We start from the raw sequence: 17,247 nt of genomic DNA on the forward strand, positions 1-17,247 counted from the left end.
GGGACAATCTCGGAGCACCGACCGGGCTCAGCAGCCCTTGGCGGCCGGCTTGAGCGCCGCCTCTCCGGTGAAGAAGAAGGGCCGCAGCCTGACCCCGAGCATGTTGCCGGCGAAGGCCGCCACCAGCCACACCCAGCCGTGCAGGCTGCCGGAGGCGATGCCGCCGAAGTAGGCGCCGATATTGCAGCCGAAGGCCAGGCGGGCACCATAGCCGAGCATGATGCCGCCGATCACCGCCGCCAGCACCGAGCGCGCCGGGATACGGAAGTTGGGGGCAAACTTGCCGGCCAGGGACGCCGCCACCAGGGCGCCGACCATGATGCCGACGTTCATCACCGTGGTGATGTCGCTCCATACGCTGGCCTCCAGGGCGGAGGCATTCCAGCTCGCCTGCCAGTAGCCCCACTGGCTGACGTCGCCGCCCAGCGCCTCGAAGCCCTTGGCGCCCCACAGCGCGAAGGCCGACGTGATGCCCCAGGGTCGGCCGGCCAGGGCCAGGGTGGCGAAGTTCAGCAGCGCCAGGGCCACGGCGCCAAACAGCAGCGGCCAGGGGCCGGTGAGCCAGCGCCGGTTGCCGGCGTCGATGGTCGGGGCCCGCTCCAACTGGCCATGGCGGCGCCTCTCCATCAGCACGGTGAAGGCGGCGATGACGGCGAACAGCGCCAGGCTCACGACGATACCGCCACCGGCGCCGAACTCGTTGACCAGCGACACCGGCTGGAAGGCCGGCAGGCTCTGCCACCAGCTGAAGTGGGCGGTGCCGATCAGCGAGCCGACGATGAAGAACGCCAGGGTGATCAGCATGCGCGCGTTGCCGCCGCCGGCGGTGAACAGGGTGCCGGAGGCGCAACCGCCGCCCAGTTGCATGCCGATGCCGAACAGGAAGGCACCGAACACTACCGAGACGCCGATCGGCGACACGTAGCCATAGACCGGCTGGCCGAACAGGCTGCCGGCACCCAGCGCCGGGAAGAACAGCAGCACCGCGATGGCCAGCATCACCATCTGGGCGCGCAGGCCGCGGCCGCGGCGCTCGGTGATGAAGACCCGCCAGGCGGCGGTGAAACCGAAGGCGGCATGGTAGAGGACCATGCCCAGCAGGCCGCCGACCAGCATCAGGGCACCGAGGCGGATGCCGAAAACGCTGCCGACCACCAGGGCGGCGGCGACCAGGCCGGCGGCGGCCAGCAGCGGCAGGGAGAGGCGGGGTCGTTGCGTCAGGGCGAGTTCACTCATGGCGTGCTCTCTCGAAGTCGTCAGGGCGGGGAGCCCGGGTGACCGGCCATGGTAACGATCCCGAAAAAGCACGTAAAAGCATTTAAACGAAAGAATTGATTCCAAAAATGAATAAGCAATCCCCCCGGCCGCCAACGCCAGCGGGCGCCCGAAGGCGCCCGCCACCACGATCGGCAGGGCGTCGCCTCAGACGAAGCGGCCCAGCCCCGCGGCCTGGCGCAGGCGATCCATCAGCGGGGCGGCCTCGGCACGGGCACGCTCGGCCCCCTTCAGCAGCACCTGCTCGATATGCCCCGGATCTTCCAGCAGCGCCTGGTAGCGCTCGCGAGGCTCGCGCAGGTGCTCATCGAGGTATTCGAAGACACGATTCTTGGCCTCGCCCCAGCCGATGCCGTTGGCGTACTCGTCGCGCATGGCCGCGGTCTCCTCGGCGCTGGCGAAGGCGGAGAAGATCTGGAACAGGGTGCAGGTGTCGGGGTCCTTGGGCTCGCCGGGCTCCAGGGAGTTGGTCTTGATCTTGCGCACCAGCTTCAGCAGCTTCTTCTCGGAGACGAACAGCGGGATGGTGTTGTTGTAGCTCTTGGACATCTTGCGCCCGTCCAGGCCGCCCAGCACCTCCACCTTCTCGTCCACCGCCGCCTCGGGCAGGGAGAAGTACTGCCCCTTGTAGAGGTGGTTGAAGCGCCCGGCCATGTCGCGGGCCATCTCGATATGCTGGATCTGGTCGCGTCCCACCGGCACCTTGTTGGCATTGAACATCAGGATATCCGCGGCCATCAGCACCGGGTAGCCGAACAGCCCCATGGTGATGCCCTTGTCGGGGTCCTGGTTGCCGGCGGCCTCGTTCTCCGCCACCGACGCCTTGTAGGCGTGGGCGCGGTTCATCAGCCCCTTGGCGCAGACGCAGGAGAGCATCCAGGTCAGCTCGGGGATCTCGGGGATGTCCGACTGGCGGTAGAAGATGGCGTTGTCGGTATCCAGGCCCAGCGCCAGCCAGGTGGCGGCGATCTCCAGGCGCGACTCCTGCACCCGCCGCGGGTCCTGGCACTTGATCAGCGCATGCAGGTCGGCGAGGAAGTAGTAGGACTGCACGTTGGGATCCTGGCTCGCCTCGATGGCGGGCTTGATGGCGCCGACGTAGTTGCCCAGGTGGGGGGTACCGGTGGTGGTGATGCCGGTCAGAACGCGGGTCTTCTCGGATGCTGCACTCATGGGGTAGGCGGACTCTGCGGTTCGTAAATGGCCGCTATGGTAACGCGCGCACCCCGTCAAGGCGACCGGGGTCAGGGCTACTGCGGCTATCCGCCGAGGGATCACTCGGCGACGGCGGCCTCACCGTAGATGCGCCGATACTCCTCGGGCAGGCGCCGCGGGCGGCCGCTCGACAGCTCGATGCAGGCGAAGCGGGTACGGGCCCGCAGCAGGGTGCGACCGTCGGCGGGGCGGATCAGCTGAAAGCGGCGGGTCAGGGTCAGGCGGCTGTCATCGTCGATGATCCAGGTGGCCATGGCCAGACGGTCGCCGGCGAAGGCCGGGGCCAGGTAGTCCAGCTCGTGGCGATGTACCGCCATGCCGCGATCCAGCTCCCGGTAGCGCGCCAGGGTGAGCCCCAGGGCGTCGGAGTGGGCCCAGCTCACCCGCTCGATCCAGCGCAGGTACTCGGCGTTGTTGACATGGTCATACTCGTCGATGGCCGCGGGCTCGACGACGAGTTCGATGACGAAGGGCTCGGGCAGCTCCCACTCCATTGAAGACTCCTCGGGTATCGGGGGGGGCGAGGCTCAGGGACGAGGCGCCCCACAGTTCCAGCAGGCCTCGAACACGCCCTCCAGCGATTCGCCGCAGCCGGGGCAGCGCCAGGCCGGCGCCTCGCCCTCCCCGGCCAGGGCCTGGCGGATCAGCGTCTCGGCCCGCTCGCGGTTGTGGGGCATTACCCACACCTCGGGCTCGCACTCCCCCAGCGGCAGCTCGCCGGCGCCACCACCCAGGGTCATGTTGCGCAGCTGGGCCGGGATCCCCGCCGCCTCGAGCAGGTTGCGCACATGGCTGACCAGCAGCGCATTGCTGTGGGCGAAGACCCGCACCCCCTCGCCCGCCATATCAGTCCCGGAAGACCCGCACGCCCAGCGCCTTGAGGTAGCTGGTCTCGGGAATCGCCGGATGCACCGGGTGATCCGGCCCCTGGTGGCCCTGGAAGAGGATCTGGCCCTGGCGGTCCTGATGACGCACCGCACCCCGCACCACGTCCACCAGGCGCTCCGGCGCCAGGTGCATGGAGCAGGACGCGGAGAGCAGCAGGCCGTCGCGCCCGAGCAGGCGCATCGCCTCGCGGTTGAGCTTGCCGTAGGCACGCTCGCCATTGGGGATATCCTTGCGCTTCTTGATGAAGGCGGGCGGGTCGAGGATCACCACGTCGAACTGCTCTCCCTCCGCCTTGAGGGCCGCCAGGGCCTCGAAGGCATCGCCCTCGCCTACCGACACCCGCTCGTGGAGGCCGTTGAGCGCGGCATTCTCGGCGACGCGCTCGAGCGCCGGGGCGGAGGCATCCACGCAGAGCACCTCGCTGGCGCCGTGGGCCGCGGCCTGCACGCCCCAGCCGCCCACATAGCTGAATAGATCCAGTACCCGCTTGCCGGCCACGAACTGGTTGAGCCAGGCGCGGTTGACCCGGTGGTCATAGAACCAGCCGGTCTTCTGGCCGTCGAGTACCGGGGCGGCGAAGCGCACGCCGTTCTCCTCCAGCAGCACGGGGTCACTCACCTCCCCCTTGACCACCTCAACGCCGCGCTCGAGGCCCTCCTGGCGGCGCCCCGAGGTATCGTTGCGCAGCACCACAGTGGTGGGCGAGAGCACCTTGTCCAGGGCATCGAGCAGCTCGGGCAGCACCGCCTGCATGCCGGCGGTATTGAGCTGCACCACCAGGGTGTCGCCGAAACGGTCGATCACCAGGCCCGGCAGCAGGTCGCCCTCGCCGTGGACCAGTCGGTAATAGGGGGCGGCGAACAGCCGCTGACGCAACGCCAGGGCCTGGTTGAGGCGGTGCACCAGCAGCGAGCGGTCGAGGCCCTGCTTGGGATCCCGGGAGACCAGCCGCGCACAAATCAGCGAGTTGGGATTGACGTAGGCCACGCCCATGGCCTTGCCATTGTCGGCCTCCACCACCACCTGCTGGCCGACTTCCAGGCCCTTGAGCGGGGTGGCACCGATGTCGATCTCGTTGGAGTAGAGCCACAGGTGGCCGGCCTTGAGGCGGCGATCGGCGTTCTTCTTCAGGCGTAGCGAGGACAGGGTCATGGGTCTCTCCGGGGAATCAGGTCTGGCAGTGCGGGCAGTAGACGCTGGCCCGTTGCCCGAGGGTAATAAGGCGCAGCTCGGCGCCGCAGCGGCGGCAGGGCTCGCCGTGGCGGCCGTAGACATTGAGCCGCTGCTTGAAGTAGCCGGGCTCGCCGGTGCCACCGACGAAGTCACGCAGGGTGGTGCCGCCCTGGGTAATGGCGGCGGCCAGCACCTCCTTCGCGGCGGCGGCCAGGCGAGCATAGCGCTCGGCCGAAATGCGTCCCGCGGCGCGCCGCGGATCGATGCCGGCCATGAACAGCGCCTCGGAGGCGTAGATATTGCCCACCCCCACTACCACGGCGTTGTCCATCAGGAAGGGCTTGACCGCCACGCGCCGCCCCCGGGAGAGCCGGTAGAGCCGCTCGCCGTCGAAGGCCGCCGAGAGCGGCTCGGGGCCCAGCCGGGCCAGGCGCGGGTCGCGCTCGATGCTGCCGTCGAGCCAGTCGACGAAGCCGAAGCGGCGCGGATCGTGGTAGCGCAGGATCGCGCCGCCATCGAGCACCAGGTCGAGGTGGTCGTGCTTCTTCGGCAGCTCGCCGAGGCGCGCGATGCGCAGGCTGCCGGACATGCCCAGATGCCACAGCAGGGTGCCCTCGGCGGCGTCTCCCCCGGAGAGGGGCAGCAGCAGGTACTTGGCACGCCGGGCCAGGGTACCGATGCGGGCGCCCACCAGCCGTTCGGCCAGGTCGCCAGGCACCGGCACGCGCAGGCGCGGCTGGCGCACGATCGCCTCAGTGATCTCGCGCCCCTCGATATGGGGGGCGATGCCGCGGCGGGTGGTCTCGACTTCGGGGAGTTCGGGCATCGACGGCGGTCTCTGCGGCGGCCTCAGAAACGCCTGAACCCGGCTGAGGGGTCAGCCGGGTTCAGATCAACAGGCTTGAACACCTGCAGAAGCGGATCAAGGCTTACTTGATCTTGGCTTCCTTGTACATCACGTGCTTACGGACGACCGGATCAAACTTCTTCATCTCCAGCTTGTCCGGAGTGTTCCGCTTGTTCTTGTCGGTGGTGTAGAAATGGCCGGTACCGGCACTGGACACCATTCTGATCTTGTCACGCATGACTGCTTACTCCCCTTGAATGAATCGCTGGAAAGCGAATCGCTTAGACGGCTTCGCCGCGCTTGCGGATATCGCCGAGCACCGCCTCGATACCCTTCTTGTCGATGATGCGCATGCCCTTGGAAGAGACGCGCAGCTTGACGAAGCGGTTCTCGGACTCCACCCAGAAACGGTGGGAGTGCAGGTTCGGCAGGAACCGGCGGCGAGTCTTGCGCTGGGAGTGTGAAACGTTGTTACCAGTCACCGGGCGCTTGCCGGTAACCTGACATACTTTGGACATGGGAGCCTCCAACCACTGGCCAGGTGTTCAATCACCTGTTGTGTTCAAAACCTGTCGGGCAAACCGGGAGATCCCGTGACATTTGACCCAAGGGAATTCAAAGGCTGCACTTTATACCAGAGACCGCCTCGCCGGACAAGCCCGGAGCGCAAGGGCATGACATGCCCCGCGACGGCGAGTGCGACGCGAAAGGCGACTGACGGAGGGCAGGCGCTTGGCAGGCGGCCCCGATTCTCCGGGGCCAGGCGCAGCCGAGGCGGCATTATAGAGGAAGTCGCGCCCCGCGTCATGCTTCGGATCGTTTCGGCGGTCTAGCTGGGGCGCTCAAGGCTGTTCCGGCGACAGGCCCCGGAGCGCCGGACCGTCGATGGGGCGCTGTAAATACGTCCCTGTACGCTACCTCAGCCTTCCCTGGTCCTCGGACCCCCTCTACGACCTGTCCCCGGCGCCTTTCGCTACAGCCACCCGCGTTCGGCGAAGGAGACGACCTCGCCATCCCCCACCACGAAGTGATCGAGCACGCGGATCTCGAACAGCCCCAGGGCCTCGCGCAGGCGCTCGGTGATGCGCCGGTCGGCGTCACTGGGCTCGGCCACCCCCGAAGGGTGGTTGTGGGCGAGGATCAGCGCCCCGGCGCCGAGTTCCAGGGCGCGCCGCGCCACCTCCCGAGGGTACACCGAGGCGCTGTCCAGGGTGCCGCGGAACAGCGACTCGTAGCGGATCACCCGGTGCTGGGTATCCAGGAAGAGGGCGGCGAACTCCTCGTGGCCGAGGTGGCGCAGCTGGCTGGCCAGGTAGGCACGCACCAGGGTCGGCGAGGTGAGCGCCTCGCCTCGGGCCAGCTGGCTGGCCAGGTGACGCCGCGACAGCTCGAGGGTCGCCTGGAGCTGCACGAACTTGGCATCGCCCATGCCCCGCGCCGCACAGAAGCGTTCGCGACTGGCCTCCAGTAACTGACGCAAGCCACCGAACTCCAGCAGCAGATCACGCGCCAGGTCCACCGCCGAACGGCCCTGCACGCCCACCCGCAGGAAGATCGCCAGCAGCTCCGCATCCGAGAGCACCTCCGCCCCCAGCGCCAGCAGCTTCTCCCGGGGGCGCTCCCCCTCGGGCCAGTCCCGGATCGACATACTCCCTCCCCTCCCGTCAGCCTGACCTCAGTGTAGCCACTCGCAGGCAAGCCACCGGCTACGCAAGGTCAGGCGCCGGTGGTAAGGTAGGCGGCTGACCACAGCGCCCCGGGATACACCCATGTCATCGCCATCCGGACCCACCACAGGCCGACGCGTGCTGCTCGGCATCAGCGCCGGCATCGCCGCCTACAAGAGCGCCCTGCTCGCCCGCCTGCTCAAGCAGGCGGGCTGCGAGGTGCGCGTCGTCATGACCCAGGGCGCCCAGGCCTTCATTACCCCGCTGACCCTGCAGGCGCTCACCGGCGAGCCGGTGCGCACCTCGCTGCTCGACCCCGAGGCCGAGGCCGGGATGGGACATATCGAGCTGGCGAAGTGGGCCGACACCATCCTCATCGCCCCGGCCACCGCCGACCTGATGGCGCGCCTGGCCACCGGCATGGCCGACGACCTGCTCACCACCCTGTGCCTGGCCAGCGACGCCGAGAAGGTCATGGCGCCGGCGATGAATCAGGCCATGTGGCGCCACCCGGCGACACAGCGCAATGCCGCGCGCCTCGCCGCGGACGGCTGGCGCCTGCTGGGGCCCGACAGCGGCGACCAGGCCTGCGGCGATACCGGGCCCGGGCGCATGCTGGAGCCCGAGGCGATACTGGCCGCGCTGCTCTCGTCGGCACCCGACGCCGCGCCCGTCAAGACGTCCGACACCGCTTCGACCAAGGCGCCCGACGCCGCGCCGGCGACGAGCGCCTCCCTCGAGGCCGCCGGGCTGACCGCCACCATCACCGCCGGCCCCACCCGGGAGCCGCTGGACCCGGTGCGCTACCTCTCCAACCACAGCTCCGGCAAGATGGGCTACGCCCTGGCCGAGGCCGCCGCGGCGCTGGGCGCCCGGGTCAAGCTGATCAGCGGCCCGGTCGCCCTGCCCTGCCCGGCAGGCGTGGAACGGATCGAGGTGGAGACGGCGCTCGAGATGCATGAGGCCGCCATGCGGCTCGCCCCGCAGAGCGACCTCTTCATCGGCTGCGCCGCGGTGGCCGACTACCGCGCCGAGACGGCCGCGGAGCACAAGATCAAGAAGGTCGACGGCGAGGACGGCATGACGCTGCGCCTGGTCAAGAACCCCGACATCATCGCCTCGGTGGCCGCACTGCCGGCGCCGCAGCGACCGCTGGTGGTCGGCTTCGCCGCCGAGACCCGCGACGTCGCGGCCTATGCCCGGGACAAGCTCGCCCGCAAGGGGCTCGACATGATCGTCGCCAACGACGTCTCTCGCGAGGGCCTCGGCTTCGGCAGCGACCATAACGCCGCCCTGCTGCTGTGGCGTGGCACCGCGGGCGAGGAGCAGGAGAATCTCGCCCCGCAGCCCAAGCGCGAGATGGCCCGGGCGGTGATGCGGCGCGCCCTGGCCTGCCTGGCCGAGCGCACCGCCCGCTGAGTTCAGCGGCAGCACACCCCGACGAACAATCAGGAACCACCGATGCCCCGACCCGATGCCAAGCCACGCCTGGCCGTGAAGCTCCTAGACGAGCGCCTGCGCGACCACCTGCCGCATTATGCCACCCAGGGCTCCGCCGGCATGGACCTGCGCGCCCTGCTCGACGCGCCCCTGACCCTGGCCCCGGGCCAGTGCGAACTGGTGCGCACGGGCCTGGCCATCCATATCGCCGACCCGGGCCTCGCCGGCCTGGTCCTGCCCCGCTCGGGGCTGGGCCACAAGCATGGCATCGTGCTCGGCAACCTGGTGGGGCTGATCGACTCGGACTACCAGGGCGAGCTGATGATCTCGGTCTGGAACCGCGGCCAGGCCGACTTCACCCTCGAGCCCTTCGAGCGCCTGGCCCAATACGTGCTGGTGCCGGTGGTGCAGGCCGAACTCGAGGTGGTCGACGACTTCGACACCACTCCGCGTGGCAGCGACCAGCGTGGCAGCGGCCAGCGTGGCACCGGCGGCTTCGGCAGCTCCGGCCGCCACTGACATCCCGCCCCGACGCGACTCACAGGACAAGGACACCCATGACAGCCGACACCCAGACCGTTCCCGCCTCCATCTTCCGCGCCTACGATATCCGCGGCATCGTCGACGACACCCTCACCGAGCCCGCCGTCGAGGCGATCGGCCGTGCCATCGGCAGCGAGGCCGCCGTCCGCGGCGAGTCCACCGTGGTGGTGGCCCGCGACGGCCGGCTCTCCGGCGAACGACTCAAGGGCGCCCTGGTGCGGGGCCTGACCGCCGCCGGCCGCGACGTCATCGACGTCGGCATGGTGCCCACTCCGGTGCTCTACTTCGCCACCCATGCCCTGGACGGCACCGCCTCGGGGGTGATGGTCACCGGCAGCCACAACCCGCCGGACTACAACGGCTTCAAGATCGTGCTAGGAGGCGAGACCCTCTCCGGCGAGGCGATCACCGCCCTGCACACCCGCATCGCCACGGGAGATCTGACCGAGGGCCAGGGCAGCGTGCGCGAGGTCGACGTGCGCGATGCCTACCTGGCGCGCATCCTGGCCGACGTGCGACTGGCCCGCCCGCTGAAGGCGGTGGTGGACTGCGGCAACGGCGTGGCCGGCGAACTGGGCCCGAAGCTTATCGAGAAGCTCGGCGTCGAGACGCTGCCGCTGTTTGCCGAGATCGACGGCACCTTCCCCAACCACCACCCGGACCCGGGCAAGCCCGAGAACCTGGTGGACCTGATCCGCGTGGTGCAGGAGAGTGGCGCCGATATCGGCCTGGCCTTCGATGGCGACGGCGACCGCCTGGGCGTGATCACCCCCGCCGGCCGAATGATCTACCCGGACCACCTGATGATGGCCTTCGCCGAGGACATGCTCGAGCGCAACCCGGGGGCCAGGGTAATCTTCGACGTCAAGTGCACCGGCAACCTGGCGCGGGTGATCGATGAGGCCGGCGGCGAGCCCGAGATGTGGCGCACCGGCCACTCCCTGATCAAGGCGCGCATGAAGGAGACCGGCGCGCAGCTTGCCGGCGAGATGAGCGGGCATATCTTCTTCAAGGAGCGCTGGTACGGCTTCGACGATGGCCTCTACGGCGCCGCCCGCCTGCTGGAGATCCTCTCCCGCCAGGAGGAGGACGCCGACGCCTTCTTCGACCGCTACCCCCAGGACAAGGGCACCCCGGAGATCAACATCACCGTCACCGACGAGACCAAGTTCGACCTGGTGGCGCACCTGGCCCGGGAGGGCGACTTCGGCGAGGAGGGGGTGAAGACCACCCTGGACGGCATCCGCGTCGACTACCCCGACGGCTGGGGCCTGTGCCGCGCCTCCAACACCACGCCGGTGCTGGTGCTGCGCTTCGAGGGCAAGGACGAGGCGGCACTCGAGCGCATCAAGGCGCGCTTCGCCGACGCCCTGGGGAAGGTCGCGCCCGAGCTGGACGTGGCGCTCTGATCCTCCGGAGCCTTTGGTGCCGCCATGACACCTCAAGGTAAAACGCCACCGCCGAGGCGGCGGCCACGAGCAAGAGAAGGGAATGACATGACCGAACAGACTCGCGACCCGCGCCTGGTAGTGGAGGTGCTCTCCGAGGCACTGCCCTATATCCAGCGCTTCACCGGCAAGACCGTGGTGGTGAAGTACGGCGGCAACGCCATGACCGAGGACACCCTGATCGACTCCTTCGCGCGCAACATCGTGCTGATGAAGGAGGTGGGCATCAATCCGGTGGTGATCCACGGCGGCGGCCCGCAGATCGGCGACCTGCTCAAGAAGCTCAACATCGAGTCGCGCTTCGTCAACGGCATGCGCGTCACCGATGCCGAGACCATGGACGTGGTGGAGATGGTCCTGGGCGGCCTGGTCAACAAGGGCATCGTCAACCTGATCAACCAGTGCGGTGGCAAGGCCATCGGCCTGACCGGCAAGGACGGCGCCCAGATCCGTGCCCGCCAGCTCAAGGTGGAGCACCAGAGCCCGGAGATGACCGCGCCGGAGATCATCGACATCGGCCATGTGGGCGAGGTGGAGCATATCTCCACCGACCTGATCGAGATGCTCGCCGAGCGCGACTTCATCCCGGTGATCGCCCCCATCGGCGTGGACGCCGAGGGTCACAGCTACAACATCAACGCCGACCTGGTGGCCGGCAAGGTGGCCGAGGCGCTGGGTGCCGAGAAGCTGATGCTGCTGACCAACGTGGCCGGCCTGATGAACGCCGAGGGCGAGGTGCTCACCGGCCTGACCACCGCCCAGGTGGATGCGCTGATCGCCGACGGCACCATCCACGGCGGCATGCTGCCCAAGATCCGCTGTGCCCTGGAGGCGGTGAAGGGCGGCGTGAAGAGCGCCCATATCATCGACGGCCGGGTGGCCCACGCCACCCTGCTGGAGATCTTCACCAACGCCGGTGTCGGCACCCTGATCACCGACGAAAGCTGACCACACCATGACGCAGGCACCCCCCACCCCCAGCCGCCGCGAGCAGATCCTGCAGGCGCTGGCCATGATGCTGGAAGAGGACAGCGGCAAGCGCATCACCGTGTCCGCCCTGGCGAAGCAGGTCGGCGTCACCGAGGCCGCCCTCTATCGCCACTTCCCCAGCAAGGCACGCATGTTCGAGAGCCTCATCGAATTCATCGAGGAGACCCTGTTCGCCCGGATCGGGCGCATCCTGGAAGAGGAGCACGAGGCGCTGCCGCGCTGCGCGGCGCTGCTGACCCTGCTGCTGGGCTTCGCCGAGAAGAACCCCGGCCTCTCGCGGCTGCTCGATGGCGGCGTGCTCACCGGCGAGACGGCGCGCCTGCGGATGCGCATCCACCAGCTCTTCGAGCGGCTCGAGACCCAGCTCAGGCAGGTCCTGCGCGAGGCCGAGCTGCGCGAGGGGCGTCGTTCCAGCCTGCCCGCCTCCGCCGCCGCCAACCTGCTGCTGGCCACCGCCGAGGGACGCATCAGCCAGTACGTGAGAAGCGACTTCCGCCGCCGCCCCACCGAGCACTGGGAGGAGCAGTGGGCGTTGCTCTCCGCCCAGCTGCTCAGGGAGAGTCCGCAGACGGCGTAGCCGGACCGCAGAAACGTCAGTGCCCCCGCCGGACTTTCGTCCGATGAGGGCTCTGGTGTTTCACAATGCCTTCGGCGCTCTTACGCGACCAGGGCGTCGCCGATCTGCAGCTTGATCTTCTTCATGGCGTTCTTCTCGAGCTGGCGGATGCGCTCGGCGGAGACGCCGTAGACATCGGCCAGGTCGTGCAGGGTCGCCTTGGGCTCGCTGAGCCAGCGGCGCTGCAGGATGTCGCGCGAACGATCATCCAGGGCCTCCATCGCCAGCTGCAGCCGGCGGGTGGCGTCGCCTTCCCAGTCGCTCGCCTCGAGTTGGGTGGCCGGATCGGCGGAGGCGTCGTCCAGATAGTGCACCGGCGCCTGCCAGCTGCTCTCGTCGTCCTCGCCGGGAGCCGCATCGAAACCGGCGTCATGGGAGGAGAGCCTGCCTTCCATCTCGCGCACCACCTCGGGCTTGACGTCGAGGTCCTTGGCGATCGCCTCGACCTCGTCGCTGTTGAGCCAAGCCAGGCGCTTCTTGGCGCTACGCAGGTTGAAGAACAGCTTGCGCTGGGCCTTGGTGGTGGCGATCTTCACGATGCGCCAGTTACGCAGCACGAACTCGTGGATCTCGGCCTTGATCCAGTGCACGGCGAAGGAGACCAGTCGCACGCCCTGATTGGGATCGAAGCGCTTGACCGCCTTCATCAGGCCGACGTTGCCCTCCTGGATCAGGTCGGCCTGGGGCAGGCCATAGCCGGAGTAGCTGCGGGCGATATGCACGACGAAGCGCAGGTGCGACAGCACCAGGCGGCGCGCCGCCTCCAGGTCACCCTCGTCATGCAGCCGGAAGGCCAGCTCGCGCTCCTCGTCGGAGGTGAGCATGGGAATGCCATTTACCGCCCGGATATACCCGTTGAGGTCGTGCCCCGGGGAGAGTTGGCCCACCGGAAGAAGACTGTTGCTCATGTGCAGGATGTCTCCTCAATCAGCCCATGTGTGTCGTGGCGTGCGGCTCCTGAGACGCCGGGAACAGCGAAAGGTTCCGCGACCTCGTCGGCGCCGGTATCGCGGAGGCCTGGCCTCAGCGCGGCTTCACCTCGGCAAGGTGGCGGCTGACCGCGATCCAGGCACCCAACCAGCCCAATAGTATACTACAGCCGACCAGGGTGGCGGAACCGCCCGCCCCCAGCCGCGGCAGGCTGAAGCTGGCGCCGTAGCTGGCCGCCAGCCCCGCCACCGGCGCCGCCAGCCACTCTCCGCCCAGGGTCAGCAGCGCCCAGGCCAGCAGGCCGCCGCCCAGGCCATACCAGGCCCCGCTGTAGAGGAAGGGGCGGCGCACGAAGCCATGGGTGGCGCCGATCAGGGTCACCACCTCGATCTCCTTGCGGCGGCTCTCCACCGCCAGGCGGATGGTATTGCCCACCACCAGCAGCACCCCTCCCCCGAACAGCACGGCCAGCGCTAGGGCCACGCGTCGCCCCAGCTCGGCCAGGCTGCGCAGGCGCTCGATCCAGGCCAGGTCCAGGCGCACCTCTTCCACTCCCGACACCGTCTCCAGCGTCTCGGCCAGCTCGCGCACCGCCTCCGGCGCCACGGGGGTCACCACCACGCTGGCCGGCAGGGGGTTGTCATCGAGGCGCGCCAGGGCGTCCGTGAGCCCCAGCGCCTGCTGGAACTCCGCCATGCCCTCGGCGGCCGTGATCAGCCGGGTGCGCGCCACGCCGGGCTGGGCGCCCAGGGCCTCCTCGATGCGCACCGCCTCGCCATCGCCGACCCCCGGGGCCAGGTAGGCGGTCAGGGTGGCGCTCTCGGTGAGCTCGGCGTCGAGCAGTCGTGCGCTGTCCAGGGTCAGCCACAGCCCCGCCGGCAGCACCAGGGCGATGGCGATGGCCAGCATGGTCACCAGACTGCCGATGGGGGTGCGCAGCAGACGACCGGCGCTGTCCAGGGCCATGGCCCGGTGGTGGCGCAGCCAGCCCCGGAAGCGACTGGAGGAGCGCGTGCGATGGGTACGTGCGCCGCGGGGCGGCGAGGCAGGAGGTCGGCTCATGCGGCCTCCTGGTCGCCCACCAGGCGACCATCGCGCAGGCGCAGGGTGCGATGGTGCAGGCGAGCGATCAGCGCCAGGTCGTGGCTGGCGATCATCACCGTGGTGCCGATGCGGTTGAAGTCCTCGAACAGCGCCATGATATCGGCGGAGAGCTGGGGGTCGAGGTTGCCGGTGGGTTCGTCGGCCAGCAGCAGGGCCGGCTTGTTGACCACCGCCCGGGCGATCCCGACCCGCTGCTGCTCGCCGCCGGAGAGCTCGATGGGCAGCGCCTTCTCGCGGTGCAGCAACCCCACCTTGTCCAGCGCCGCCCGCACCCGACGCGCCGATTCGCGGGGCTCGACGCCCTGGATCGCCAGGGGCAGTGCCACGTTGTGGAAGATCGAGCGGTCGTAGAGCAGCTGGTGATCCTGGAAGACCACGCCGATCTGGCGACGATAGAAGGGCACCTGGCTGGGATGGAGGCGATCGATATCGTGGCCGGCGACCAGGATGCGCCCCCGGGAGGGGCGCTCCAGACGCATGATCAAGCGCAGCAGTGAGCTCTTGCCGGCCCCGGAGTGGCCGGTCAGGAACAGCATCTCGCCACGCCGCACGCGGAAATCGAGATTGGCGAGGGCCTCGAAGCGCCCGCCGTAGCGTTTGCCGACGTGCTCGAAGACGATCATCCCTGGGCGTCGTCCCCTGCGCGGTCGAACAGGGCATCGACGAACTCGCCGGCCACGAAGGGCCGCAGGTCGTCCAGGGACTCGCCGACCCCGATGAAGCGGATCGGTATGCCCAGCTGCTTGGCCAGGGCGAAGATGATGCCGCCCTTGGCGGTGCCATCGAGCTTGGTCAGTGTCACCCCGGTGATCGGCACCGCCTCGTGGAAGGTGCTGGCCTGGGAGAGGGCGTTCTGGCCGGTGCCGGCGTCGAGCACCAGCATTACCTCGTGGGGTGCTGCGGCGTCGAGCTTGCCCATCACCCGGTGGACCTTCTTGAGCTCCTCCATCAGGTGCGCCTTGTTGTGCAGTCGCCCGGCGGTATCGGCGATCAGCACATCGACGCCGCGCGCCTTGGCGGCGGCCACGGCGTCATACACCACCGAGGCGCTGTCGGCGCCGGTGTGCTGGGCGATCACCGGCACCTGGTTGCGCTCGCCCCATACCTTGAGCTGCTCCACCGCGGCGGCACGGAAGGTATCGCCGGCGGCCAGCATCACGCTGCGCCCCTCGCGCTGGAAGCGCTGGGTCAGCTTGCCGATGGTGGTGGTCTTGCCCACGCCGTTGACGCCGATCACCAGGATCACGAAGGGGCCTTCGCCCTTGGGGGGCAGCGTCAGGGGGTGGCTGACCGGCTCGAGCATGGCGGCCAGCTCCTCCTGCAGGGCGCGGTAGAGAGCCTCGCTGTCCTTGAGCTCCTTGCGGGACACGCGCGCGGTCAGGCGGTCGATGATCTCGGTGGTGGCCTCGATCCCCACGTCCGCCATCAGCAGCTGGGTCTCGAGGTCCTCCATCAGGTCGTCATCGATCTGCTTCCGGCCCAGGAACAGGTCGGCCAGGCCGTCGGTCAGGTTGGCGCGGGTCTTGCCGAGACCCGAGCGGATGCGCGCGAACCAGCCCTTCTTCTCGCCGGCGACGGGCTTGTCCTGCAGCGCGGCACGGGGCGGCTCTGGTTCCGGCTCTGGTTCCGGCTCTGGTTCCGGCTCTGGTTCCGGCTCTGGTTCCGGCTCAGGAGCGGGCTCGGGCTCCGGTTCGGGCTCAGGCTCAGGCTCAGGCTCAGGGGCGGTTTCGGGCTCAGGCTCCGGTTCGGGCTCAGGCTCAGGCTCAGGGGCGGGCTCGGGCTCCGGGGCAGGTTTCGGCTCCGGCTCGGGTTCGGGGGCGGGCTCCGGGGCCGAGTCGCGCGCCTCCTCGGGTGCCGCCGGCACCGGACGCGCCTCCGACTCGGCGGCGGATTCCCCCTCCTCGACGGATTCGACAACCTCCTCCTGACGCGCCTGCTCCTCGCGGGTCGCCTCTTGCTGCTTCTTCTTGCGCTTGAAAAAACCGAACATGGACAGAATCAGCCTCGCGGATGAACGAATCGCCACATCCTACCACTGCCCACCATGACTGTGGACAAGCCGCCCGTTACAATCCTCGCCATGACTCGACGCCCCCCACGCTCACGCCGCTCAGGCAAGCCCGCCACCGCCCGCCAGCACGGCGGCAAGGACGCCGGTCGCCGGCGGGCCGGCCGCCGGAGCGCCGGCCGCCTGCGCATCATCGGTGGCGACTACCGCCGCCGGCTGCTGCCGGTACTCGACAGCCCAGGCCTGCGCCCCACGCCCGACCGGGTCCGCGAGACCCTGTTCAACTGGCTCTCCGCCGCCCTGCCCGGCGCCCGGGTGCTGGACCTCTTCGCCGGCACCGGCTCCCTCGGCCTGGAAGCCCTCTCGCGCGGCGCCCGGGAGGCCACCTTCGTGGAGCACGATGCCCGGGTCGCCGACCAGCTCACCGAGAATCTCGCCACCCTGGGGGCAACGGAACGCGGGCGGGTGATCAACGCCGATGTCACTGCCTGCCTGGGCGGCGCGCCCTCCCCCGCCACCCTGATCTTCCTCGACCCTCCCTTCCGCCAGGGGCTGGCCGAGCCCTGCTGCGCCGCCCTGGAGTCCGGCTGGCTGGCGGCCGACGCCCTCATCTACCTGGAGACCGAGGCGGAGCTCACCCCCGAGGTACCGGCCACCTGGCAGCTCCATCGGGAGGTACGCGCCGGCGACAGCCACGGGCGGCTCTACCGCCGCATGGCGTCGCGGCAAGACGACGCTTGCTGAGGTGAAGGCGCGGCGTTACGCTGCTGCCCATTCACTCATCAATCACATCACCTCGCCCCACCACGGGGCGCCGGCTCGGCCTCTAGGACTGTTCAAGAAGGAGCGTTCCAGAAGGACCATGTCGAAGGGCCATCCCGGAAGGACATCAGGAGAACAGCATGAGCATCGAACTCTTCAACCGGCTCGAGCAGAAGGTCACCAGCGCCGTCGAGGCGCTGGAACTGCTGAAGATGGAAGCCGAGGAGCTGCGTGAGGAAAACGCCCGCCTGAAGCAGGAGCGCGAGGAGTGGGAGCGCCGCCTGACCGCCGTGCTGGGCAAGCTCGACGAGATCGAGTCCACCGAGACGGCCTGAGCCGGC

General features: G+C 69.1%; 20 protein-coding genes. 7 read left to right on the forward strand and 13 right to left on the reverse strand.

From position 1 onward, the window contains the following. Positions 1–27 precede the first annotated feature (27 nt). The 9 genes from RAN53_RS11990 to radC form a co-directional block, all read right to left on the reverse strand. On the reverse strand, positions 28–1,236 hold the full coding sequence (locus RAN53_RS11990; RefSeq protein WP_305797050.1) for a YeeE/YedE family protein: 1,209 nt from the start codon (positions 1,234–1,236) through the stop codon (positions 28–30). 186 nt (positions 1,237–1,422) lie between these two features. Beyond that, a complete protein-coding gene (gene trpS / locus RAN53_RS11995; RefSeq protein ID WP_305797051.1) occupies positions 1,423–2,448 on the reverse strand; it encodes a tryptophan--tRNA ligase in 1,026 nt (341 codons plus the stop codon). A gap of 101 nt (positions 2,449–2,549) precedes the next feature. Further along, positions 2,550–2,984 carry an acyl-CoA thioesterase gene (locus tag RAN53_RS12000; RefSeq protein WP_305797052.1) on the reverse strand — a complete coding sequence of 145 codons (435 nt, stop codon included), beginning with the start codon at positions 2,982–2,984 and terminating at the stop codon, positions 2,550–2,552. A 33-nt stretch (positions 2,985–3,017) separates the two neighbouring features. Continuing rightward, positions 3,018–3,335 (reverse strand): DUF2007 domain-containing protein, encoded by a 318-nt coding sequence (locus tag RAN53_RS12005; RefSeq protein ID WP_305797053.1) that lies wholly within the window; start codon positions 3,333–3,335, stop codon positions 3,018–3,020. A gap of 1 nt (position 3,336) precedes the next feature. After that, positions 3,337–4,530, reverse strand: a complete 1,194-nt coding sequence (locus RAN53_RS12010; RefSeq protein ID WP_305797054.1) for a class I SAM-dependent rRNA methyltransferase — start codon at positions 4,528–4,530, stop codon at positions 3,337–3,339. A gap of 16 nt (positions 4,531–4,546) precedes the next feature. Beyond that, positions 4,547–5,377, reverse strand: a complete 831-nt coding sequence (gene mutM, locus RAN53_RS12015) for a bifunctional DNA-formamidopyrimidine glycosylase/DNA-(apurinic or apyrimidinic site) lyase (RefSeq protein WP_305797055.1) — start codon at positions 5,375–5,377, stop codon at positions 4,547–4,549. Between the two features lie 103 nt (positions 5,378–5,480). Continuing rightward, positions 5,481–5,636, reverse strand: coding sequence for a 50S ribosomal protein L33 (gene rpmG, locus RAN53_RS12020; protein ID WP_021819788.1), 156 nt, complete (start codon positions 5,634–5,636; stop codon positions 5,481–5,483). Positions 5,637–5,679: 43 nt separating this feature from the next. Beyond that, complete coding sequence (gene rpmB, locus RAN53_RS12025) at positions 5,680–5,916, reverse strand: 50S ribosomal protein L28 (RefSeq protein ID WP_213312076.1); 237 nt, start codon at positions 5,914–5,916, stop codon at positions 5,680–5,682. Between the two features lie 455 nt (positions 5,917–6,371). Next, positions 6,372–7,046 carry a RadC family protein gene (gene radC / locus RAN53_RS12030; protein ID WP_305797056.1) on the reverse strand — a complete coding sequence of 225 codons (675 nt, stop codon included), beginning with the start codon at positions 7,044–7,046 and terminating at the stop codon, positions 6,372–6,374. A gap of 121 nt (positions 7,047–7,167) precedes the next feature. On the opposite strand from radC, the gene coaBC reads away from it, so the two are divergent. The 5 genes from coaBC (at position 7,168) to slmA (ending at position 12,063) form a co-directional block, all read left to right on the forward strand. Further along, entirely contained in the window at positions 7,168–8,484 is a 1,317-nt protein-coding gene (gene coaBC, locus RAN53_RS12035) for a bifunctional phosphopantothenoylcysteine decarboxylase/phosphopantothenate--cysteine ligase CoaBC (RefSeq protein WP_305797057.1), read from the forward strand. A 42-nt stretch (positions 8,485–8,526) separates the two neighbouring features. Further along, on the forward strand, positions 8,527–9,024 hold the full coding sequence (gene dut, locus RAN53_RS12040; RefSeq protein WP_305797058.1) for a dUTP diphosphatase: 498 nt from the start codon (positions 8,527–8,529) through the stop codon (positions 9,022–9,024). 38 nt (positions 9,025–9,062) lie between these two features. Next, complete coding sequence (locus RAN53_RS12045) at positions 9,063–10,457, forward strand: phosphomannomutase/phosphoglucomutase (RefSeq protein ID WP_305797059.1); 1,395 nt, start codon at positions 9,063–9,065, stop codon at positions 10,455–10,457. An 87-nt stretch (positions 10,458–10,544) separates the two neighbouring features. Then, positions 10,545–11,444: an acetylglutamate kinase gene (gene argB / locus RAN53_RS12050; RefSeq protein ID WP_305797060.1), complete on the forward strand. Its 900-nt coding sequence runs from the start codon at positions 10,545–10,547 to the stop codon at positions 11,442–11,444. A 7-nt stretch (positions 11,445–11,451) separates the two neighbouring features. Further along, positions 11,452–12,063 carry a nucleoid occlusion factor SlmA gene (gene slmA / locus RAN53_RS12055; RefSeq protein ID WP_305797061.1) on the forward strand — a complete coding sequence of 204 codons (612 nt, stop codon included), beginning with the start codon at positions 11,452–11,454 and terminating at the stop codon, positions 12,061–12,063. Between the two features lie 80 nt (positions 12,064–12,143). Here slmA and rpoH read toward each other — a convergent pair whose 3' ends face one another. From rpoH to ftsY, 4 genes are all read right to left on the reverse strand, one after another. Next, on the reverse strand, positions 12,144–13,010 hold the full coding sequence (gene rpoH / locus RAN53_RS12060) for an RNA polymerase sigma factor RpoH (RefSeq protein ID WP_305797062.1): 867 nt from the start codon (positions 13,008–13,010) through the stop codon (positions 12,144–12,146). Positions 13,011–13,125: 115 nt separating this feature from the next. Next, complete coding sequence (gene ftsX / locus RAN53_RS12065) at positions 13,126–14,094, reverse strand: permease-like cell division protein FtsX (protein ID WP_305797063.1); 969 nt, start codon at positions 14,092–14,094, stop codon at positions 13,126–13,128. Continuing rightward, on the reverse strand, positions 14,091–14,759 hold the full coding sequence (gene ftsE, locus RAN53_RS12070) for a cell division ATP-binding protein FtsE (RefSeq protein WP_305797064.1): 669 nt from the start codon (positions 14,757–14,759) through the stop codon (positions 14,091–14,093). Before ftsE ends, ftsX begins: the two co-directional genes overlap by 4 nt. Then, a complete protein-coding gene (gene ftsY / locus RAN53_RS12075) occupies positions 14,756–16,126 on the reverse strand; it encodes a signal recognition particle-docking protein FtsY (RefSeq protein WP_305797065.1) in 1,371 nt (456 codons plus the stop codon). The genes ftsE and ftsY overlap by 4 nt, the downstream gene beginning before the upstream one ends. Before the next feature lie 90 nt (positions 16,127–16,216). Between ftsY and rsmD the strand changes: the two genes are divergently transcribed. Further along, positions 16,217–16,888, forward strand: coding sequence for a 16S rRNA (guanine(966)-N(2))-methyltransferase RsmD (rsmD, locus tag RAN53_RS12080; protein WP_305797066.1), 672 nt, complete (start codon positions 16,217–16,219; stop codon positions 16,886–16,888). A 158-nt stretch (positions 16,889–17,046) separates the two neighbouring features. Then, positions 17,047–17,241 carry a cell division protein ZapB gene (locus RAN53_RS12085; protein WP_253446195.1) on the forward strand — a complete coding sequence of 65 codons (195 nt, stop codon included), beginning with the start codon at positions 17,047–17,049 and terminating at the stop codon, positions 17,239–17,241. Positions 17,242–17,247 lie beyond the last annotated feature (6 nt).

This window comes from Halomonas sp. SSL-5, from assembly GCF_030708455.1.
In the GTDB taxonomy this organism is placed as follows: Bacteria; Pseudomonadota; Gammaproteobacteria; order Pseudomonadales; family Halomonadaceae; genus Halomonas.